The following is a 20865-nucleotide window of genomic DNA, read 5'->3' as shown; positions in this document are numbered from 1 at the left end:
CCGCAGAGGTCAGGCCCCGTTGCGGGCCCCTGCGTGGTCCGATGGGTCGAGGGTGAACAGACCGCCGTCGGGATCCCGGAGCGTCACCTGATGACCGCCGCCCCACTCCGGTCCCGTGACGGTGCTGCCCCCGTTCTCCAGCGCGAGCGCCACCGCCCGGTCCAGATCCGGGACCTTGAAGTGGACCAGCCAGCGGGGCCGCAGCTGCGGCTTCGGCGCGGCTTCCTCGACGGGGCCGCTGTTCAGCCTGGCGACGGGTCGCCCGGACCGCCGGAGGACGACCTGATCCTCCTCGTACGAGGTGTCACAGCAGCTGTCGCCCTCGCCCCACCCCAGCACCTCGCCGTAGAAGACCGCCGCGTCGAACGCATCGCCCGTATGGAGTTCCAGCCAGGCCGGCGACCGCTCCGCGCCGACACTCCACTCGGCGAGGACACTGCCGTCCCAGACACCGAAGGTGGCACCCTCGCGGTCGGCCAGCAGCGCCGCCCGGCCGCCGGGCGGAAAGGAGACGGGGCCCACCCCGACCGTGCCGCCCCGCTCACGCACCCGCGCGACCGCCCCATCCGCGTCGTCGACGGCGAAGTACGGCGTCCATGCCACCGGTACGGCGAACTCACCTGCCACCGCCCCGATGCCGGCGACGGGGACTCCGTCGACCTCCGCCACCGAGAAGGCGCGCCCGAAGCGGCCCTGCCGGAACGTCCACCCCAGCACCGCCCCGTAGAAACGCTCCGCCGCCTGCCGATCACGCGCCGTCAGGCTGCCAGCACGGGGCACCGATCACATCCGCTGCCACCAGCACCACGGAATTCTCCCTCCGTACGTGCTCAGAACCCCGGAGCCGCTCTCCCCGGCTCCCCGGCTCCCCGGGGCCACGCGCCGGCCTCAGCAGCCAGGAACGGTCCTGCCGCTGAGCTGCACCAGGCCGCAGAGGGTCTTCACCGACACCTTCCAGGTGTCGTCCTGGAAGACGGCAGTGCCCTTGGAGTCGGGCAGCGCGGGCGTCCCGCCGACCAGCAGGTCGTACGTCACGTCCGCGTCGTTCGGCGAGGTGAACTCGATCCCCTCGACCTTCACGGAGGTCAGGGCCGCGTTCTTGTCACCCGCGAAGGCGCCGAGAACGGGCTGCATCTTCTCGCCGTTCTCCAGCAGCTTCACCTTCTCGGCCGGCGGTGTCTTCGGGTCGAAGAACGCCGTCCAGTTCTTGGTGATCTCCGCCTTCGCGGCGGACGGGTCGGACGGCTGGTCGCCCGTCGGCACGGGCGGAACCACGGGGGTCGTCTCGCTCGACGGGGCGCCGTTCCCATCGTCCCCGCAGCCCGCGAGAACGGGCCCGAGCACCAGCATCGACGCGGCAGCGAGAGCCGCGACACGAGAGCGAGGGCGTCCACCGATTCGCATGACAACCATCTGGCTCACCACCGAGTGTCCATAGAGGCCGGGCGCTGATGATTCCAGGGTGTGCCGGTTCCGGGGACGGCGCAAAGGAAGAGGGCCGGGGCAGCCGAGGGGCCCATGCCTTGGCCGGGATATCAGCCGTTCAGGGTGTCTGTACAGGCCTGGACGGGGTAGTCGCGTGACGGAAGCGGGAGGTGGCGCTCGTGGGTGGCGGGGTTGCCTCGTCGATGCGTGGGTGGGTGGCTGCGGCCGCCGACCCGGGCACACTGACGTGCGTCGAGCTGCCCGTACCGGTGCCGTCGGCGGATGAACTGCTCGTCCACGTGCACGCGTGTGGGGTGTGCCGGACCGATCTGCATGTACGGGACGGGGACCTGCCGCCGCATCGGGAGCAGGTGGTCCCGGGGCACGAGGCGGTCGGCGACGTCGTGGCGACCGGAAGTGCGGTCACCGGACCGGGGGTCGGCACCCGGGTCGGAATCCCCTGGCTGCGCAGCACGTGCGGGGTCTGCCGGTACTGCCTCGGTGGCCGGGAGAACCTGTGCCCGTCCAGCGTCTACACCGGCTGGGACGTCGACGGAGGGTACGCGGAGTACGCGACGGTTCCCGCGGCGTACGCCTATGAGCTGCCGTCCGGATACAGCGACGAGGAACTCGCCCCGCTGCTGTGCGCCGGCATCATCGGCTTCCGGGCCCTGCGCCGTACGAACCTTCCCGAGGGCGGGCGTCTGGGGATCTACGGGTTCGGCGCGTCCGCCCACCTCACCGCGCAGGTCGCCCTCGCCCGGGGTGCGGTCGTCCACGTCTTCACCCGCTCCCCCGCCGCCCGCGATCTCGCGCTCGAGCTCGGAGCCGCATCCGCGAATCCCCCCGACGCGTCACCGCCGGAGCCGCTGGACGGGGCGATCATCTTCGCCCCCGCCGGCACCCTCATCCCGGTGGCCCTGGAGGCACTGGACAGCGGCGGGACCCTCACCATCGCCGGTATCCACCTCTCCGACATCCCACCGCTGAACTACCAGCGGCATCTCTACCGCGAGCGGACGGTGAGCTCGGTCACCGCCAATACCCGGCAGGACGGACACGCGCTCCTCTCCACCGCCGCCGAGCACCCGCTGCGGGCCACCCTGACGATCTACGACTTCGACCACGCGGACCGGGCTCTCGACGACCTGGCCGCCGGCCGGATCACCGGGGCAGGAGTGCTCCGCGTCAACGCCCCGCACGACTCTTGACAACGGGAACGAGGGCGTATTACTCACATGTCCAATGAGACGTTTCTTCGGAAATGTCCCGGCTCGTCTCCATGAAAGGAGCCCCGAGGCGGCCGGCTGGAAGGGAGGCGGGGATCCCATGGACTATCTGTCGGTTTCTTCCTACCGCTACGCCGGCTGGCCGATCGTCGAGGCATCCGGCGAACTCGACATCGCGACCCGCGAACAGCTGCGCACGCGCCTGCACGAGGTGATCGGCGCGCACAGTCCGGCGAACGTCATCGTGGATGTGAGCGGCCTGGAATTCTGCGATGCCGCCGGCCTCGGCGTGCTCGTCGCCGCGAGCCGCGAAGCCAGGCAGCGGTCCGGCGAGCTTCGCCTGGTCAGCCGCAAGAAGTCCTTCAGGCGCCTGCTGGACGCCACTCGGCTGAAACACATGCCTCTGTACGACAGCCTCGCCCAAGCCGTGCGCGCCCCCTCGGCAGCCGTCGAAAGCCCTGTCGCGTACACGGTGGAGCAGGTCGCTTTCACCTGCGGCCACTGCTGGCACAGGTGGACGCTCGACTACGAGGTGCACCGCTCCCGCGACGGCGCCGCCGATGCCGACGGTGGCGGCGACGGCCACCGCCGCGTCCCGGAGCGCTACGTTCGCAACGGGGTGGAGGTCCCGTCCCCCTACGTCCCCAGCGGCGCACCCGCCTGCCCGCAGTGCGGTCGGCACTGGCTGGGCCGCCTCGCCGCCCAACTGCCCGCGCCCCTGGAAAGCACCCTCACAGCGGGATGAGCGGGATCGGGCATCGCCGCCCGGTTCCCGTCACTCTGCGTCAGGTCGCCGGGTGAGGGAGTGGCATGCCACCGGCCGACGGCTGATCACCAGACGGAAGGGTGGGTGATCGGCCGCCGGCCGGGGTAGGCCCAGGCGGAATCAGCTCATGGGGTCGGGGCCCCCGGGCATGCCCTCCTGCTGCTGGATCTTCTCCCGCAGCTGACGCGCCTTGTCCTGCAGGCGCTGGCGCTCCTGCGGGTCGTTGGCACGCTCGGCGGCCTGTTCCATCTCCTGCGCCTTGCGGCGCATCTGCTGGGCCTGTTCTGCAGCGCTCATGATCACTCCTTTGTGAACGGGAAGAGCGCCTCCAGCCAAACAGAGCCCCGCGCACACCGCACGCCGAACAGTCACGGAAAGTGACATTCCTAGGCCTGCCCCTACGGCTAGGCCTGCTCCCTACGGTCGGCTCGTCCAGTCGCGGACGGAGTCGGGCGCTTCCTGGCGCGGGGGCCGGGGTTGCCTGCCGAGGAGTTCGGCCAGGCCGCGGCGGGTGGTGGCGACGAGGACGCGGTCCCCGGCGCCCAGGACACGGTCGGGCTCCAACTGCCACACGAGACCCGCCGAGTACCGGCCGAGGGGCGCGGAACCGGTCGCGAGGGCGATGACCCGCCAGGCACCCGGACGGAAGGCCTCGGCCACGGTACGCCCCTCCAGGAGCGGGTTGCCCGCCGCCTCCACGGCCGCGAAGAGCAGCACCCGGCGCTCCACCGGGATCGCGCCGAGGATCTGACGGCCCATCATGGCGCCCGCGAAGGCGGGTGCGGCCAGGTGCGAGACGCTGCGGCTGCGGGTCAGGGCCTCGGGGTGGGCGGCGCGCAGCGTGCGGTAGACGGCGGTGGCGAAGTCGTCGTCGTACAGCCGCATCGCGACCTTCAGATCGGGCTTGACGGAGCGGGCGGAGAGCGCGGCCTCCAGATTGGTGATGTCGATGCTGGTCAGCGCGAGCAGGGCGTGGGCCCGGTGGATCCGGGCGGCCTCCAGGACGCCCTCCTCGGTGACGTCCCCGATGACGGTGGGCACGCGGAGCCGGCGGGCCAGTGCGATACCGCGCGCCTCGGGGTCGGACTCGACGCAGACCACGGGGATGTCCAGCCAACGCAGCCGCGCGAGGACGCGCGTGCCGACCTTGCCCAGGCCCAGGAGGACCACGTGCCCGGACAGCCCTCGGGGCGGGCGGCGCAGCGAGGTCGCCGTCCGGAAGGTGCCGAGGGCCTCCAGGATTCCCGCGATGAGGACGGGCATCAGGAGCAGACCGACGAAACCGGCGAGGATCTGGAGCACCTGACGGCTGGTCGGCTCCTCCACGGCGGGGTCCCCGATGGCGAAGATGTCGAGTAGCGTGAGGTAGGCGGCGTGCAGGGGGTGGTCCCCGGTGGTGAGCGAGGAGGCGAGGGCGATCGCGCCCACCGCCGCGGCCACACCGGCGAGCGACCAGCGCAGGCGGCGGGAGAACAGCGAGCCCACGGGCAGGACGGAGGCGCCGAACCGCTTGGCGGACAGGGTGGGACCGGCGTAGGTGATCGCCTCGAGGGCGACCGTTCCCCGGCCGGGGGCGGCCGCGACGGCCCGGTCGTCGGGCAGCAGCAGCGGCCCCTGGGCGCCGCTGCGCTCCGAGCCCTCGACGCCGGCCGGGTCGTTGGTCGTCGCCGACAGGAGGGCGAGGGTGCACAGCCCCGGATCGGCGACCTCGCCCCGGGCCGGCGGGGTCCGTTCGACGGCGTGCAGGAGCAGGCCGCCCGCCTGGACGACCTTGCTGGTGCCGGCGACGGCGGTGGCCGCGAGGGCGGGGGCCGCCGTGTCCGCGTCGGACAGCACGGTCGTGGCGGCGTCGAGCTCCTTGGGGTCGAGACCGGGCTCGGCGACGGCGGCGGCCTGGTCGAGGAGCGTTTCGAGGTGCTGGCCGAGCCTTCGGTTGTAGAGCCGGATGACCAGGCGCAGCCTCGGGTTCAGCCGGCGTGCGGCGAGCGCGCCGCGGATGTTCGTCTCGTCGTCCTCGTGGACCAGGGCGAGCGCGGCGGCCCGCCCCACGCCCGCGTCGAGCAGGACCGCGTCGTCGACCTCGTCCGTCTCGACCACCCGGATCGACCGGGACTCGGACGCGCCGCGCTGGTCTCCCGGGGCCGAGCGGGTCACGGCGGCCGTGACCCGGCCGAAGAGCGAGGCGGCGCGACCCGCGCGGCCGGCGGGCTGCTGCGGGGCGTCGCTCCGCGCCGGGACGAGCAGGGTGATCCGCTCCCCGTAGACGTCGTGAAGCTCATGGGACAGCCGGTGGGCGAGGACGTCGTCCCCGCAGACGATCATGTGGCCGACGGGGGCGGTCCGCGGCTGACGATCGCCCCGGAAGGCGGGCGCGCCGAACGGCGCGCCTTGGGGATCGGCGGCGGGCGGCCCCTCCGGGGGCTCCGGGGGCTCCGGGGGAACGGGCGTGCTCTGGTACGGAAGTGAGGACACGTCACCAGGATGCCTTGCGCCTCCGACAGCCCGGTCATCGCCCGTACGCCACTCTGCGTACGCCGGTCGGCGCACTTCGATCTGCGGGCGCCGTCCTGGCTTTCTACCGTGGCTGAATGATCGTCATGTCAGCTGTCCGTCGTGCTGCCGCCGGTGCCGGGGCGCTGCTGCTCGTGCTGCCCGTCCCGGCGGCCACGGCATCCTCCGTCACCGAACCCACGCCTCCTGCCGAAAGTTTCATCGACTCCGCCCGCCTCTACCGCTCGGGCACCCAGGTCCAGCGGCTGTCGGGTGCGCCGGACGCGCCGTCCTCCGTCTCCGCGCTGTCCTGGCTGGTGGCCGACGCCTCCACGGGTGAGGTCCTCGCGGCGCGTGACGCGCATCGGCGGCTGCCTCCGGCCAGCACGCTCAAGGCCCTGTTCGCCGTGACCGCGCTCCCCCGCATCGATCAGGAGAAGCGGCACACGGTCTCCGAGGCGGAGCTGGCGGGGATCGGCAGCGGCAGCAGCCTGGTCGGGGTCCGGGCCGGATTCACGTACAAGGTGTCCGACCTGTGGAGGGGCGTCTTCCTCAGCTCCGGCAACGACGCGGTGCGGGTGCTGGCGGCGATGAACGGCGGCTGGAAGTCCATGGCCCGTCAGATGCAGGAGAAGGCCCGGGCGCTGGGGGCACGCGACACGCGGGTGGTGTCCCCGGACGGGTACGACGCGCCGGGGCAGGTGTCGTCGGCGTACGACCTGGCGGTCTTCGGGCGGGCGGGGCTCCAGGACCCGTCGTTCGTCCGGTACTGCTCCACGCCGTACGCCGACTTCCCGTCGGGGAACTGGTCGTACGGCATCCGCAACACCAACCGGCTCCTGACCGGGGCGAACGGGGTGGGCCGCTATCCGGGGCTCATCGGCGTGAAGAACGGCTACACCAGCCGTGCGGGCAACACCTTGATCGCGGCGGCGCGGCGGGGCTCGCGGACGCTGGTCGTGTCGGTGATGAACCCCCAGTCGGGCGGGGGGCTCGCGGTGTACGAGGAGGCGCGGACGCTGCTCGACTGGGGCTTCGACGCGGCGGGACGGGTCCAGCCGGTGGGCTCCCTGGCCCCCGCGCCGGTACGGGACAAGGCGAAGCCGGCGGACCGGCCCGCCGAGAAGGCCGTCGGGAAGGCCACTCCGCAGGCTGGTCCCGAGGCGGAGGGGCAGACGGGCGCGGCGGCGGTGTCCGGGGACCTGGCCGCGCTCTCCTCTCCCGGGAAGGCGGTGTCCCGCCAGGATGTGCCTCCCAGACCCTGGGCGGGCCTACCGCTGGCCCTGGTGGGTTCGTCGCTCGGCGCCGCGCTCTCACTCTGGGTCTGGCGCCGCAGATCCCCCCGGCGCGGCGACGAGGGCCTCTAGCGCCCGCGTAGTAGGCGGCAGCAGCGTGCTGGGCATCCTCGACCGCCCGCGCGTAGCGGCGGCGTCGGCGAGAACCGGAGTCGTCACCACTGACAACGGGTCCTCGCCGACGCCTTGGCCGGTCTCAACCAGCTGGTCTCACTTGCCCAGGGAGCGCTTCAGCTCCGCCTTGTTCATGGACGAACGGCCGTGGATGTCGCGCCGCTGCGCCTCGGCGTAGAGCTGGTCGTACGTCGGTCCCTCCGCGCCGCTGTGCGAGCGCTTCCCGCCGCGCCGCGAGGAGGACATGTCCTCGGTGGAACTCTTGCTCGCGGACTTCGACTCGCCCGCGCGTGCGCGTTCCTTGTTGACCGTGCGCGAGGCGATCTCCTTGGCGCGCTTCTCACTCTCGCCCCGTTCCAGAGCGCTCTCCTTGATGTGCTCGTACTGGCGTTCGCGCTTCGAGCTCGATCCGCGCGGCATGACGTACTCCTCTCTGCTCAGGTGTCCGGTCGGCCAGGATTCGGCCTGATCCGTCGGGACCAGCGGATGACCAGGCGCAGCAGGCCGTACAGGGTCGCCACCCACACGGCCGCGAAGGCCCAGACCAGGGCGGGCGCGCCGGTCGCGACAGCGAGCACGAGCAGGGCGAGGGTCAGCATGCCGAGGAGGGCGACGATCACGGCCTCGCGGTGGCGGTGCGGACGGTGGTCGCCCGCGCGGTGATCGCCCGCACGGTCGTCGCCCGGACGGTGGCGCCGCAGGCGCGGCACCCAGCTGCCTGTTCGCTCCCGGTGCATCGTGCGGAGACCGCGCTCCAGCGCCTCGTCCGCGCTGAGCGCCTCCTCGATCTCGGCCAGAATGCGCCGCTCACGCTGGGAGAGACGGGCCTCGTCCATCGCCGGACACCTCCCACCGGGACGCCGGATCGGTTCCGACCCGGCGAGTACCCGCGCAGGCCGATCGGACACCCCCGACAGAGGCCCAGAACGGTAGAATCCGGAGCGAACGCGATCATTTCGGACAACCTCATGGTGGAGGGCGGCAGGAGTCGTGACGACGTCTGCGGGCGGGCCCGAGGGGCCCGGCACCACCGGCCTCTCGGCCGAGATCAGACGGCTGCGCGCCGAACTCACCCGCCGCCATCTGATCGATCTGGCCACCGGCGTCCTCGCGGCCCAGCTCGGTGCCTCCCCGGCCGATGCCTCGGAACACCTCACCGCCCTCTCCCACGCGACGGGCCTCGGAGTCGAGGACCTCTCCGCCGACATCGTCAACGCCGTCGCCGGCACGTCCGGAACCGGACCGGCCGCCGCCCCGCGTGCCGAACCCGCCCCGTCCCCTCCCGTCGTCTTCAGCACTCCGGACGAGCGCCGGGCCCGGCGGGCGGTCGCCGCGGCCGAGACGCTGGACACCGTCGGCGAGGCGGCGCACGCCCTGCTCGAAGGGGGCCTTGCACCGCTCGGTGCGGAGAGCCTGTGGCTCTGGCGATGCGACACGTGGGGCTGTCTGCGCCTCGCGGGACATGCCGGCGTCGGGGCGGCGGAGGCGGCGGCCTGGCAGTGGATCCCCCCGGCGCCCCCTCCCGCGTTCCGCTCGGTCCTGTCCGACGGCGGGCCCGTCTGGCTGGACACCGGCCCGGAGGCCGGAGAGGAACTGCCGGGTCCTGCGCGCCGCGCGGGCCGGGCGGTGCTCCCGCTGCGGCTGCGCGGAGCGACGGTGGGCCTGGCCCTCGCCGCCTGGCCGGGGCCCGTCGTCTTCGACGAGTCCCTGAGAAAGGCCCTCGTCGGTCTGATCGACGTGGCGGGCACCGTCCTCGACGCGGCCGACTCCTCCCCATCGGCCGCTCCGGCCCTGGTGGACGTCCTGGACGCGCTCGTCCATCCGGCGATGCTGCTGCGGGCGACTTCGCCCACGTCGCCGCCGACGGTCGAGCATCTCAACGACTACGCCGTGGAGGCCCTCGGTGGCGCGCCGCCCTCCGAGGACCGGTCCCTGTCGGCCGCCCTCCCCCGGGTCCACGCGGACATCGCCCATCTGGCGCGGCGCGCCCACCGGACGGCCCGCACCCAGCGCGTGGCCCGGCTGCCGGCGTCGGCGGACCGGGGGCACGAGGACCCCGCGCCGCTGCTCGACGTACGCGTCCTGCCGACCGGAAGTGAGCGGACCGTGGTCCTGTGGCATACCGCCACGGATCCGGCGCTCGCCTCGGAGCGCGCGGTGTCCCGGCTGCAGAGCGTGGCGCTGTTCCAGGACAGCCTGACCGGCGGCGGCACGGTGTGGTCGGAGCAGGCGTACGCCCTCTTCGGCCGGGCCCGTGACGAGCCTCCCGTACCCCTGCTCGGGCTGCGCGGCCTGGTGCACCCGGAGGACGGGGAGGCGCTCACGGACCTGCTCAGGGCACTGACCGAGCGGCGTACCGGTGCGCAGACGGTGCTGCGGATCGTCCTGGGCGACCGGACCGTGCGCCATGTCCGGGTGGCGGCGGAGCCGCTCCTCGACGCGGGCACGGTCACCGGGTTCGCCGGGGTGTTCCAGGACGTCTCCGCGAGCCGTCGCACCGAGGCGGCGCTGAACGCGACCTTCGACCAGCTGACGGCCGTACGGACCCGGGCCGAGCTCCGGCACCAGACGGCGCTCCAGCTCCAGCAGGCGATCGTGCCGGAGGTCCCGGACCTGCAGGAGTTCCCGGGCCTGGTGGTGGCGGCCCGGTACCGGCCGGCGGCCGAGGAGTACCGGGTGGGCGGCGACTGGTACGACGTCCAGCCGCTGCCCAGCGGCAAGGTCCTCGTGGCGGTCGGGGACGTGGCCGGGCACGGCATCGAGTCCGTGACCGGCATGGTGGCGCTCCACAACGCCCAGCGGGGTCTGGCCTGCACCGGTGAATCGCCGCGGCGGATGATGGAGTGGCTCAACGACGTGACGCTGCGCACCAGCGGGCACCCGACCGCGACGGCGGTGTGCGCGCTGTACGACCCGGAGGACCGGGGGCTGGTCTGGTCGAGCGCGGGGCACCTGCCGATGCTGCTCGTGCGCGACGGCGTGGCGCGGCTGATCGACCCGCCGCACGACCTCCTGCTGGGCGCGGTGCCCTCGTACGCGTACGAGGAGCGGCGGACCGCCCTGCGGCCGGGCGACACGCTGCTGCTGTACACGGACGGGCTGATCGAGCGCCGTCACGACGGTCTGGACGACGGGCTCGCGCGGCTCGCCGCGCAGGCGGAACGGCTCAGCGGCTACCCGCCGAACGAGCAGGTGGAACGCCTCCTCGACGGCGCCGCCGGCGACACGGACGACGACACGAGCATCGTCGCCGTCCTCGTACGCTGACGGCCGCGCGCACGGCGACGGCGGCGAGCCCGCGTCGGGCAAGGGCAGGCCACGGGCAGGGGGCGGCCATAGGGCGCGCCCGCGCCACGGGGCGGGGCCGGGGCGCGTCACGGGGCGCGGCCGGGGCGGTCACGGGGCAGGGCGGTCACCGGCATGGCCGGTCACGGGGCGGCCCGCGTACCGGGCCGCGTCACTGGCAGGGCAGTCACGGCGTCCCCGCGTCACGCGGCCAGGGCGGATCACGCGGCCAGGGCAGGCCACGGCGCCCCCACGTCACGCGGCCGGGGCGCGTCACCGGGCAGGGGCCGACAGCCAGTGGCGGACCTTGGCCATGAGTTCCTCGGTGTCGACGGGTTTCGCGACGTAGTCGCTGGCGCCGGCGGCGAGGGCACGGGCGCGGTCGCCCGGCATGGCCTTGGCGGTGACGGCGATGACGGGGAGCCCGTGGCGGCCGGGGAGGTTGCGGATCGCCTCCGTGGTGGCGTAGCCGTCCATGCCCGCCATCATCACGTCCATCAGGACGAGTTCGACCTCGTCGTGGGTCTTAAGGAGGGCGAGGCCCGCCCGGCCGCTGTCGGCCTGGAGCACCCGGACGCCGTGGCGTTCCAGCACTTCGGTGAGCGCGTAGACGTTGCGCACGTCGTCGTCGACGACGAGGACGGTACGTCCCGCGGTCCTCGGGTCGTGCGGCACGGCGGCCCCGAGGGCGCCGGCGGCGCGCTCGGTGTCGGCCGCGGACACGCCGGCGCCCGGCTCCGCGGCGCCCGCTCCGGCCGGGGCGGGCCGGGGAGCCGGCAGGTAGAACGTGAACCGGCTGCCCTTCCCGGGAGTGGAGCGCACGTCGATCGCGCCGCCGAGCAGCCCGGCCACCTCGCGGCTGATGGAGAGCCCGAGCCCGGTCCCGCCGTAGCGGCGGGCCATCGTCCCGTCGCCCTGCTGGAACGCGCCGAAGATCCCTTCGAGCCGCTCGGCGGGGATGCCGACGCCGGTGTCGCTGACGCGGAAGGCGAGCACGGGTCCGCTTCCGCGCAGCGCCACGGGCGTCTCGTCCTCGTAGGCGTACTCGATGACGAACTCCACTCCGCCCTCGTCGGTGAACTTCAGTGCGTTGGAGAGCAGGTTGCGCAGGATCTGCCGCAGTCGCGACTCGTCGGTGGTCAGTTCCTCGGGCACGTCCGAGGAGACGGTGACCGAGAACGTCAGCCCGCGTTCGTCGGCCACGGGTCCGAAGGTCGCCTCCAGATACTCCAGGAGCTGGTGGAGCGCGAACCGTTCGGGCCGGATGTCCATCTTGCCCGCCTCCACCTTGGACAGGTCGAGGATGTCGTTGATCAGCTGGAGCAGGTCGGATCCGGCGGAGTGGATGACCTCGGCGTAGTCGACCTGCTTCTCCGTGAGGTTCCCTTCGGGGTTCTGGGCGAGCAACCGGGCCAGGATCAGCAGGCTGTTGAGCGGTGTGCGCAGTTCGTGGCTCATGTTGGCGAGGAACTCGGACTTGTACATGGACGTCCGGGAGAGCTGCTGGGCGCGCGTCTCCAGTTCCTGGCGGGCCTGTTCGATGACAAGGTTCTTGGACTCGATGTCCTTGTTGCGTTCGGCGAGCAGTGCCGCCTTCTCCTTCAGTTCGGCGTTGGAGCGCTGGAGTTCCTGCTGCCGGGCCTGCAACTCCTGGGACCGGGAGCGCAGTTCGTCGGTGAGCCGCTGGGACTGGCCGAGGAGTTCGTCGGTACGGAGGTTGGCGACGAGCGAGCTGACGACGGCGCCCGCGGTGTCGACGAACTGTTCGAGGAAGTCGCGGTGGATGGCGGTGAAGGGCTGGAGCGAGGCGAGTTCGACGGCTCCGAGGACCTGGTCCTCGACGACGATCGGCAGGATGACCAGCATGGCCGGTTCGCCGGAGCCGGCCGCGGAGGCGATGGTGGCGTAGCCGGCGGGCACGTTCTCCACGACGAGGGTGCGCCGGTCGCGGGCGGCCTGGCCGACGAGGGACTGGCCGACGCGGAAGCGGCGCGGCGGGGCGGCGGGTTCGTCGGGCGAGCCGTAGGACGCGGTGACGACGAGTTCGGTGCCGCGCTTGTCGTGCCGGGCGAGGAAGAAGGCACCGTACTGGGCGGAGACCAGGGGCGGCACCTCGGTCATGATGAGTTCGGCGATGTCCGGGAGGGTGCGCGTGCCCTGCATCAGGCCGGCGATGCGGGCGATGTTGGTCTTGAGCCAGTCCTGTTCCTCGTTGGCGCGGGTCGTGGCGCGCAGGGACTCGACCATCGCGTTGATGTTGTCCCGCAGCTCGCCGACCTCGCCGGGGGCCTCGACGGTGATGGAGCGGGTGAGGTCGCCCTCGGCGACGGCGCTGGTGACCTCGGCGATGGCGCGGACCTGCCGGGTCAGATTGCCGGCGAGCTCGTTGACGTTCTCGGTGAGCCGCTTCCACGTGCCGGAGACGCCCTCGACCTCGGCCTGGCCGCCGAGCTTTCCTTCCGTGCCGACCTCGCGGGCCACGCGGGTGACCTCGGCGGCGAAGGAGGAGAGCTGGTCGACCATGGTGTTGATGGTGGTCTTGAGCTCCAGGATCTCGCCGCGCGCCGCCACGTCGATGCGGCTGGTGAGGTCGCCCTGGGCGACGGCCGTGGTCACCTGGGCGATGTTGCGGACCTGGTTGGTCAGGTTGTCCGCCATGGAGTTGACGTTGTCCGTGAGGTCCTTCCAGGTGCCGGAGACGCCGTGGACGGTGGCCTGGCCGCCGAGTTTGCCCTCCGTGCCGACCTCGCGGGCGACCCTGGTGACCTCCTCGGCGAAGGAGGAGAGCCGGTCCACCATCGTGTTGATGGTCTCCTTGAGCTCCAGGATCTCGCCGCGGGCGTCGACCCGGATCTTGCGGGTGAGGTCGCCCTGGGCGACGGCGGTGGCGACCTGGGCGATGGACCGGACCTGGGAGGTCAGGTTGTCGGCCATCGTGTTGACGCCGGAGGTCAGATCGCGCCACACCCCGCTCACGCGCGGCTCGCGGGCCCGGCCGCCGAGCAGGCCCTGGCCGCCGACCTCGCTGGCGACACGGGTGACCTCGGAGGTGACCAGGGAGAGCCGGTCGACCATGTCGTTGTAGACGGAGGCGATCTCGCCGAGGATGCCGCCGGCCGAGTCCGGCAGGCGGACGGTGAGGTCACCGTCGCGTACGGCGGTGAGCCCGGCCAGGAGCCTGTCGAGCCCGTCCTCACCGAGTCGATCAGGCGGCACGTGCGGCTCGGAAGCGGCCGGCCGGGGGGAACTCGACATCGCGGACCTCGCGCTGCACGGAGGGGTACGGGAGCGGTACGGGCCCGGTACGAGTGCGGGTGCACCCGCGACGGCCCCGCTCCTCCACTCTAGGCACGGCGCGACGCGGCGGCAGTGCCGGTGATCGCCATCTCGAACCAGACGGCCTTCCCCGTGCCGCGCGGCACCCACCCCCACGCGCTCGAGAGCCGTTCGAGCAGATACAGCCCGTGCCCCGAGGACCGGCTCGCCACGTGTCGGCCGTGCGGACGTGGCCGTACCGGGCTGGTGTCGCTGACCTGGACCCACAGCCGCCCGTCGGTGCGGTCGAGGCGTAGCTCGTACGGCCTGCCACCGTGCGTGTACGCGTTGGTGACGACCTCCGAGACGAGGAGCAGGACGTCCTCGGCGAGGATCTCCCGCGGGCCGGTGAGCGGGCCGAACCAGTCGCGCAGCGCCTGGCGGGTGAGGTCGCGGCACTCCCCCACCACGCCGGGGCCGCCGCTCAGCGGGAAGCGGCGGGCCTGGGCGGCCTCGTCCCGTTCCATCGTCGTCATGAGGTGCCGCTTCCCGGCCATACCGTGTCAAACACTCCACAAAGGGAATGTTTCTGTCAGGACGCTCGAACAGGACGCTCGAACGACGGACCCCCGCCGCCGCCCCTCGCCCGGCGGTCGGCGAAGGCTCGCCCAACCGTCGAGGGAGCCTCATGTCCACCCCCCGAAAGCACACCGGTACGACCCGCACGGGAGCGGCAGCCGCGACCGTGCGCGCGCGGGCGCTGGACGGCCTGCCCGAGATCGACCGGCCCACCGAGGTGAGCACGGCCGACGCCCAGACCCTCTCCATGGCGCTCTTCACCCGTCTGGAGGCGCTGGAGGAGGGCACGCCGGAGCACGCGTACGTACGGAACACGCTGGTCGAGCTGAATCTCAGCCTGGTGAAGTTCGCCGCCCGCCGGTTCCGGAACCGGGCCGAGCCGATGGAGGACATCATCCAGGTCGGCACGATCGGTCTGATCAAGGCGATCGACCGGTTCGAGGCGGGGCGGGACGTGGAGTTCTCGGCCTTCGCGCTGCCGACCATCGTCGGCGAGATGAAACGATTCTTCCGGGACACCAGCTGGGCCGTCCAGGTGCCGCGCAGGCTCCAGGAGCTGCGCATCGAGCTGGCGAAGGCCGTCGACACGCTGGAGCAACAGCTGGGCCGGCGTCCCAGCCGGGCCGAGCTCGCCGCGCATCTGAGCATCGGCGAGGAGAGCGTGGCCGAGGGCGAGCAGGCGTCGAACGGCTATGTCGCCCGCTCGCTCGACACGCCCGCCGGGGACGACGAGTCGGCCGTCACCGCGGGCGCCCGGCGGCTCGGCGAGGAGGAGCGGGCCTTCGAGCTGATCGACGCGCTGGAGTCGCTCAAGCCGCTGATCGCGGGGCTCGACGAGCGGGACCGCCGGATCCTGGCGCTGCGCTTCGGAGAGGAGCTGACCCAGGCGGAGATCGGCGAGCGGCTGGGCCTCTCGCAGATGCACATCTCCCGCCTGCTCGCCCGGATCCTCGACGAACTCCGAACCGGCCTCCTGGAGGACCGCACCGACCACGGGCCCGCCGCGGGCCACCGGGGCGGCAACGGCCACCCATCCGGCGCCCACGCAGGCCACCCGGCCGACACTGGCCACGCATCCGGCGCCCGGCAGGTCAGCCCATCCACCGATCACCGGGTCCGCCCGTCCACCGATCGCCGGGTCAGCGCGGTCCCGGGTGGTGCCGGCGCGGGTACGAGGGGCGGCTGACCTCCAGCCAGACGACCTTGCCGCGCTCGCGGGGCTCCGACCCCCAGGCCCCCGCCAGCCGGTCCAGGACCATCAGACCGTGACCGCCGGGCAGCGACGGCGCTCGCGGCTGCCGTCGCCTCGGGTGCTCCGGGCTGGCGTCGGACACCTCGACCCGGAGGTGGTCGGAGCGGTGGCGCAGGACCAGCTCTTCGGGGCCGTCGGCGTGCAGACAGGCGTTGGTGACCACCTCGGAGACCAGGAGCAGGACGTCCTCCGCCCGCTCCCGCCCCTCGTCGTCCTCTGCCGGCATCCAGCCCCAGTCGGTCAGCGCCTCCGCCGTGAAGTCACGGCAGCGCATCACGACGCCCTTGGTCCCGAACAGCACCAGCCGCCGGACCTGGCCCTCGTCCACGGCGTTCCCTCCCACGACTCCCTCCGCCATCGCGCGCCTAGCCGCCCGCCCGCCGGTCCGTGAGCGCCTCGGCCAGGTTCTCGTACACCCGGAACACGGTCCGTGCCCCGGTGATCTCGAACATCCGGGAAACGGGCGGGCGCAGTCCCGCCAGTTCCAGTCGGCCGCCCGCCTCCAGGGCGTTCAGGCGGGCCCTGAGCAGGACGTTCAGCCCGGTCGAGTCGCAGAAGCGCAGCCGCTCGCAGTCGACCAGGATCCGTACCGCACCGTTCCGTTCCTCCAGCGCGTGCCGCAGCGTGTCCGCGGTGTCGTGGTCGAGCTCTCCCGTCAGGGAAAGCACCACAGCACCGGGCTGCGGACCGGGCTCGGCCGTGACGGCGAACCGTTCCGACCCCATCGGATCACCCGCCTCCCTCCGTGCCCTCGTACGGGCCCCTATCCCTCTCATGCCCCGGAACGCGACTCTTGCCCCATCCGGACCGCCCCATCCGACGGGGAAGGCCTGCCATCGTGATGAGGCGGTACGGCCGTACGGTCAGGAGCCGGGGAGTCCTTCCAGTGCCTGGCGGGGTGCGGGGCTCGTCCGCCCCACGTACCGTTCGGCGGCGTGCACCGCCTCGCGGGCGGTCCGCTCCCCCATCAGCACGCACAGCGTGTACGCCGTGTCCTCGAAGCGCCTGCGGATCGACAGATCGCACGGCCTGGCCAGGACCGCCCGTTCCTGTGCCCGGTAGTGCCGCAGCAGCCGGTCGATCGTGTTTCTGTCGGGCAGCAACATCTTCTCCTCCTGGCACAGGCCCCCTTCCCTCCGTCGCTCCATACTCGGGTCGACGCGTCACCCGCGCGACCCATGCGAACACGGTCCGTCACGGTCAGGGGTCCGGCGTGCATGTGGGCCGGGTATGGCGGAAGGTCGATTACATGAAGGCGAGTGCGGGACTGAAGGTCGTCGTCACGGGCGCCACGGGCAATGTCGGGACGAGTGTGGTCCGGGCTCTGGAGGGCGAGCCGCGGATCGCGTCCGTCCTCGGACTCGCCCGCCGCAGGCCCGCGTTGACGCTGGAGAAGACCGAGTGGGCCGAGGTGGACCTCTCGCTGGAGAGCGACGAACCACGGCTCGCGCAGTACATCGAGGACGCCGACGCGGTGGTCCATCTGGCCTGGCGGTTCCAGCCGACCCACGACCCGGCCGAGACCTGGCGGTCGAACGTCCTCGGCGCCCTGCGGGTCTTCGACGCCGTGGCGGAGGCGCACGTGCCGATTCTGGTGTGCGCCTCGTCCCTCGCCGCCTACTCCCCCGGGCCGGAGGACGGGCCGCCCGTCTCGGAGTCCTGGCCGACCCACGGCTGGCCGGGCGCCGCGTACACCCGTGAGAAGGCCTATCTGGAACGCGTCCTGGACACCTTCGAGCGCGACCATCCGCAGACCCGGGTGGTGCGGATGCGGCCCTGCTTCCTCTTCAAGGAGGAGTCGGCGAGCGAGCAGCGGCGGATCTTCGCGGGCCGGTTCTTCCCCGGGTGGCTGGTCCGTCCCGATCTGCTGCCGCTCCTCCCGGACCTGCGGGGGCTGCGCTTCCAGGCCCTGCACACGGACGACGCCGCCGACGCCTACCGCCGTGCGCTCCTACGGGACGTCCGGGGCCCCTTCAACCTCGCCGCGGACCCGGTGATCGACACTGCGGCGCTCGCCTCGCTCCTGGACGCCCGGCCGGTGAAGGTGCCGAGCGGGGCGGCGCGGGGGCTGCTCTCGGCCGCCTGGCGGCTCCGCGTGGCGGGTGCCGACCCGGGCCTCTTCGACGCGGTCCTGAGGCTGCCGCTGCTGTCCACCGAGCGGGCGCGCCGGGAGCTCGACTGGGAGCCGTCCTCGACCTCGCTCGAGGCACTGGGTGCCTTTCTGCGGGGTGTACGGGCGGGCAGAGGCGACGCCACCGATCCGCTCGCGGGGCGCCGCGTCGGCTGACGGACCACCCCGTCGGTCCCGGAGCGACTGCCCGGGCATACCCGTATCTCCTTCTGGCCTACAGGAAGTTGGCCACCCGCCGCGGCCGTGGTCTGAAGGGCGACGGATGCGCTCGCGCCCCTGACCGCGGTCCCGGCACCTCCGACCCCCCCGGCCCGGTGGCGGTCGTGCCGCACGAGTGATGCGCTGGTTCTGCGTGTTGACGCGGCGGGGTGACGCGGCAGGTTGACGAGGTGTGTCGGCGGGCCCGGGGCCGGAAAGTGTCATGGCCGCCGCTCCGGCGGCTCTCCCCTCTGCCGGACCGCCCGGTGGCCTCGGAGAAGAGAGCGGAGTCCATGCAGTACCACGAGGAGCGCAGTCCCGACGAGCAGCGGAGGAAGGGCGGAGGACGCCACCGGGGTGGAGGGGGTGCGAGACGTCCTGCCCTCCGGCTGCCGTCCTTCCGTACGGCCGTGATCCTCGCGGGTACGGCGACGGCTGTTCTCACGGTGGCCACCGGGGCGTACGTGGCGTCCCTGGGGAACACGTCAGGGACCGACACCCGTTCGGAGGGAGGCACCCCGACGAATGTGGCGCCCTTCACCGAGGCGTCCGCCCCGCCGCCGGCCGCGCCCCCGGCCCCGAAGCCGGCCGCGTCGGCCTCCGCACCTCCCGCGCAGGCCCCCGAGCCACCGAGGGCGTTGGCCCCGCAGATGAGGGCGTCCGGCGGCGGGAAGGCGGCGCAGTACATCGACCGGGTCGTCGCGCTCGCCAACACCGAACGGGACAAGGCCGGTTGTGCGCCGCTGCGCGCGAACGGCCGGCTGCACGAGGCCGCGCAGTCCCACGCGGACGACATGGCGGACCGCGAGTACTACCACCACACCACCCCCGAGGGCCGGGACGCCGGCGACCGGATCAAGGCGGCCGGGTACGCGTGGTCCAGCTGGGCGGAGAACATCCACCGCGGCCCCAAGAGCCCCGCGGAGGCGATGGAGGACTGGATGAAGAGCGACGGGCACCGCAGCAACATCCTCAACTGCTCGTTCAAGGACATCGGCGTCGGGGTGACCCTGACGGCCAACGGGCCTTGGTGGGTGCAGAACTTCGGCGCCAGGCGCTGATCCGGCCGCCCGGCCCGGCGGTGTGGGTTCAGGACGCGGGCGTGGCCAGCTTCTGCACCCACACCGTGCCGTCCGGCCCGGGCACGGCGGCGACACCGGTGTGGCGGTAGCGGCAGTCCAGCATGTTCTGCTGGTGCATGGCGCCGTCCAGCCAGCCGTCGAAGACGGCGGCCGGGTCGGCCGTGCCGCGCGCCAGGTTCTCGGCCCATGCGGACCAGGAGTACCCGGCGGCCGTGATCCGCGCGTCGGCGAACTCGCCCTCGGGGCTGCTGTGCGCGTAGTACCCGCGCCGCACCATGTCCCGGGCGTAGGCGCGGGCCGCTCCGGCGAGCCGGGGATCGGTGCGCAGCGGCGCGCAACCCGCCTCCGCCCGCCGCTGGTTGACCAGCCGGGTCAGCCGCTCCTCGGCGGTGACCGTCCGCTTCGGGGTGGGCGTCGGAGACGGAGTCGATGCCGGGGTGGGCGTGGGGGTGGTGGGGCTGGGCGGGGGTGCGATCGTCGTCGCCGGGGGCGGAGCCGCCGCGGGCGCGAGCTCGCGCGCCCCGGGCTCGGACGGTGCGACCAGGACGACCCCGCCGAGCACGCCGACGGCCACCACCCCGGCAACCCACGCCCGCCGCATCACTCCTGCGCCCGACCCGCTCGTCCCGCCCGACCCACTCGTCCCACCCAGCCCGCTCGTCCCAGCACCGGCCCCGGCCTCGGCCGGGACCCGGTCGGGGCTCAGGTGCCAGGCCGCGTCCTGACCGGTCTCCGGCCGGCCGGCGGCCTGGCCCGGGACCGGATCCCTCGGCGCGCCCGCATGGGTCATCGGGCCGGCGGCGTCCGCCGGCGGCCACGTCGTCGATCCGGCCGGGTCGGGAGCATCTCCGGCCCAGGCGGCGGCCTGGGGCTCCGGACCGGCCGTGGCCCAGGTCAGGAGCGGTGGGACCAGGCCCAGACCCACGAGGAGTGCCTCTGCCGGGGCGAGAGCGGCATGGGCGGGGGCGCACCGGCGGCAGGTCGTCACATGGCGGGCGAGGCGCTTGCGCCAGAGCGGGGAGGGGTGTCCGTTCCAGTCGGCGGTCAGCCGGACCAGCTCCCCGCACGGCGGCCGCGCGGCCAGGGCTCGTACGATCTCCCGACCGGTCTCCAGGCGCTCCTTCATGCGCTGGACGCGGACGGCCGCGTGCGCGGGGGTGATCGCCAGCGCCTCGGCCAGCTCCGCGCGGCCGAGTTCGCCGCCGGCCTCCAGCCACCACAGGGAGAGCACCTCGCGGTCGCTCTCGTCGAGCCAGCGGGTGGCCTCGGCGACCTCGCGCCGCTGGCCGGAGAGCCCGAGCCGCAGGATGGTCAGATCGACGAAGTCGCCCGTGGGGTCGGCCAGCTCGGCCGCCCGGTCGAGACCGGGGACAGGACCGTTCTGCCGCTCGCGCCAGCGCCGGCGGATCTCGTTCATGGCGATGGCGACGAGCCAGGACCGGAAGCGTGCGGGCTCGCGCAGCCCGGGCAGGCCGTCCAGGGCGCGGACCATCGTCTCCTGGACGACGTCGTCGACGTCCGCGTGCCCGTCGAGCGCGCGGCCGACGATGTTGTAGACCAGCGGAAGGTACGCGCGTATCAGCCGCTCACCGGCGTGCGCGTCCCCCGCGGCGGCCGCGTCCACCAGTGCGGCCGTGCCGCGCTCGTCGCTGTGCATGTGCCCTGCTCCCTCGTGCCTGGGTCTGTCCGTCCCCGTCGTGAGGAGACCCATGGGAGAGGGCGGGATAACACTTCGCGGCCGAGTCCGTGACGTTACCGGGCCGC

The 20865-nt window shown here is 73.1% G+C and carries 18 protein-coding genes and 1 pseudogene; 7 read left to right on the top strand and 12 right to left on the bottom strand.

Going from position 1 to position 20865, the window contains the following annotated elements:
* Positions 1-9: 9 nt before the first annotated feature.
* Complete coding sequence (locus ACZ4VI_RS14675) at positions 10-780, bottom strand: VOC family protein (RefSeq protein WP_467999573.1); 771 nt, start codon at positions 778-780, stop codon at positions 10-12.
* A gap of 108 nt (positions 781-888) precedes the next feature.
* Complete coding sequence (locus tag ACZ4VI_RS14670; protein ID WP_467999572.1) at positions 889-1263, bottom strand: MTB12 C-terminal domain-containing protein; 375 nt, start codon at positions 1261-1263, stop codon at positions 889-891.
* Positions 1264-1640: 377 nt separating this feature from the next.
* On the opposite strand from ACZ4VI_RS14670, the gene ACZ4VI_RS14665 reads away from it, so the two are divergent.
* The gene (locus ACZ4VI_RS14665) at positions 1641-2636 is read left to right on the top strand and encodes a zinc-binding alcohol dehydrogenase family protein (RefSeq protein WP_467999571.1); all 996 of its coding nucleotides are present in this window, start codon (positions 1641-1643) and stop codon (positions 2634-2636) included.
* A 118-nt stretch (positions 2637-2754) separates the two neighbouring features.
* A complete protein-coding gene (locus tag ACZ4VI_RS14660) occupies positions 2755-3399 on the top strand; it encodes an STAS domain-containing protein (protein ID WP_467999570.1) in 645 nt (214 codons plus the stop codon).
* A 141-nt stretch (positions 3400-3540) separates the two neighbouring features.
* Here ACZ4VI_RS14660 and ACZ4VI_RS14655 read toward each other — a convergent pair whose 3' ends face one another.
* Complete coding sequence (locus tag ACZ4VI_RS14655) at positions 3541-3717, bottom strand: DUF6381 family protein (RefSeq protein ID WP_467999569.1); 177 nt, start codon at positions 3715-3717, stop codon at positions 3541-3543.
* A gap of 120 nt (positions 3718-3837) precedes the next feature.
* Positions 3838-5742, bottom strand: a complete 1905-nt coding sequence (locus ACZ4VI_RS14650; protein WP_467999647.1) for an NAD-binding protein — start codon at positions 5740-5742, stop codon at positions 3838-3840.
* Positions 5743-6008: 266 nt separating this feature from the next.
* Between ACZ4VI_RS14650 and ACZ4VI_RS14645 the strand changes: the two genes are divergently transcribed.
* Entirely contained in the window at positions 6009-7277 is a 1269-nt protein-coding gene (locus ACZ4VI_RS14645; protein ID WP_467999568.1) for a D-alanyl-D-alanine carboxypeptidase family protein, read from the top strand.
* Between the two features lie 138 nt (positions 7278-7415).
* Here ACZ4VI_RS14645 and ACZ4VI_RS14640 read toward each other — a convergent pair whose 3' ends face one another.
* Both ACZ4VI_RS14640 and ACZ4VI_RS14635 read right to left on the bottom strand, forming a co-directional pair.
* Positions 7416-7739: a plasmid stabilization protein gene (locus ACZ4VI_RS14640; protein ID WP_467999567.1), complete on the bottom strand. Its 324-nt coding sequence runs from the start codon at positions 7737-7739 to the stop codon at positions 7416-7418.
* A gap of 17 nt (positions 7740-7756) precedes the next feature.
* Complete coding sequence (locus ACZ4VI_RS14635) at positions 7757-8155, bottom strand: DUF3040 domain-containing protein (RefSeq protein ID WP_467999566.1); 399 nt, start codon at positions 8153-8155, stop codon at positions 7757-7759.
* Positions 8156-8309: 154 nt separating this feature from the next.
* On the opposite strand from ACZ4VI_RS14635, the gene ACZ4VI_RS14630 reads away from it, so the two are divergent.
* Entirely contained in the window at positions 8310-10586 is a 2277-nt protein-coding gene (locus ACZ4VI_RS14630) for a SpoIIE family protein phosphatase (protein WP_467999565.1), read from the top strand.
* A gap of 291 nt (positions 10587-10877) precedes the next feature.
* On the opposite strand, the gene ACZ4VI_RS14625 is transcribed toward ACZ4VI_RS14630, so the two are convergent.
* Positions 10878-13859, bottom strand: coding sequence for a hybrid sensor histidine kinase/response regulator (locus ACZ4VI_RS14625; protein WP_467999564.1), 2982 nt, complete (start codon positions 13857-13859; stop codon positions 10878-10880).
* An 89-nt stretch (positions 13860-13948) separates the two neighbouring features.
* Positions 13949-14395: an ATP-binding protein gene (locus ACZ4VI_RS14620; RefSeq protein WP_467999563.1), complete on the bottom strand. Its 447-nt coding sequence runs from the start codon at positions 14393-14395 to the stop codon at positions 13949-13951.
* A gap of 152 nt (positions 14396-14547) precedes the next feature.
* On the opposite strand from ACZ4VI_RS14620, the pseudogene ACZ4VI_RS14615 reads away from it, so the two are divergent.
* Positions 14548-15420 (top strand): annotated as a pseudogene (locus tag ACZ4VI_RS14615) (SigB/SigF/SigG family RNA polymerase sigma factor); the annotation flags it as partial.
* Between the two features lie 157 nt (positions 15421-15577).
* Here the strand turns inward: ACZ4VI_RS14615 and ACZ4VI_RS14610 are convergent.
* The 3 genes from ACZ4VI_RS14610 to ACZ4VI_RS14600 all read right to left on the bottom strand — a co-directional run bounded on the left by ACZ4VI_RS14610 (position 15578) and on the right by ACZ4VI_RS14600 (position 16796).
* Positions 15578-16033 (bottom strand): ATP-binding protein, encoded by a 456-nt coding sequence (locus ACZ4VI_RS14610; protein ID WP_467999562.1) that lies wholly within the window; start codon positions 16031-16033, stop codon positions 15578-15580.
* A gap of 22 nt (positions 16034-16055) precedes the next feature.
* Positions 16056-16415: an STAS domain-containing protein gene (locus ACZ4VI_RS14605; protein ID WP_467999561.1), complete on the bottom strand. Its 360-nt coding sequence runs from the start codon at positions 16413-16415 to the stop codon at positions 16056-16058.
* Positions 16416-16553: 138 nt separating this feature from the next.
* The gene (locus ACZ4VI_RS14600) at positions 16554-16796 is read right to left on the bottom strand and encodes a DUF5133 domain-containing protein (RefSeq protein ID WP_467999560.1); all 243 of its coding nucleotides are present in this window, start codon (positions 16794-16796) and stop codon (positions 16554-16556) included.
* A gap of 143 nt (positions 16797-16939) precedes the next feature.
* Here ACZ4VI_RS14600 and ACZ4VI_RS14595 point away from each other — a divergent pair, with 143 nt between their 5' ends.
* Together ACZ4VI_RS14595 and ACZ4VI_RS14590 are read left to right on the top strand one after the other, a co-directional pair.
* Positions 16940-17977 carry an NAD-dependent epimerase/dehydratase family protein gene (locus ACZ4VI_RS14595; RefSeq protein WP_467999559.1) on the top strand — a complete coding sequence of 346 codons (1038 nt, stop codon included), beginning with the start codon at positions 16940-16942 and terminating at the stop codon, positions 17975-17977.
* Between the two features lie 452 nt (positions 17978-18429).
* Positions 18430-19080 carry a CAP domain-containing protein gene (locus tag ACZ4VI_RS14590; protein WP_467999558.1) on the top strand — a complete coding sequence of 217 codons (651 nt, stop codon included), beginning with the start codon at positions 18430-18432 and terminating at the stop codon, positions 19078-19080.
* Between the two features lie 28 nt (positions 19081-19108).
* Here ACZ4VI_RS14590 and ACZ4VI_RS14585 read toward each other — a convergent pair whose 3' ends face one another.
* Positions 19109-20758: a sigma-70 family RNA polymerase sigma factor gene (locus ACZ4VI_RS14585; RefSeq protein WP_467999557.1), complete on the bottom strand. Its 1650-nt coding sequence runs from the start codon at positions 20756-20758 to the stop codon at positions 19109-19111.
* Positions 20759-20865: the final 107 nt, after the last annotated feature.

It is taken from the genome of Streptomyces sp. NPDC029169 (genome assembly GCF_055563935.1).
Note: the sequence above shows the minus strand (reverse complement) of the source record. Positions and strands in the feature narration are given on the sequence as shown.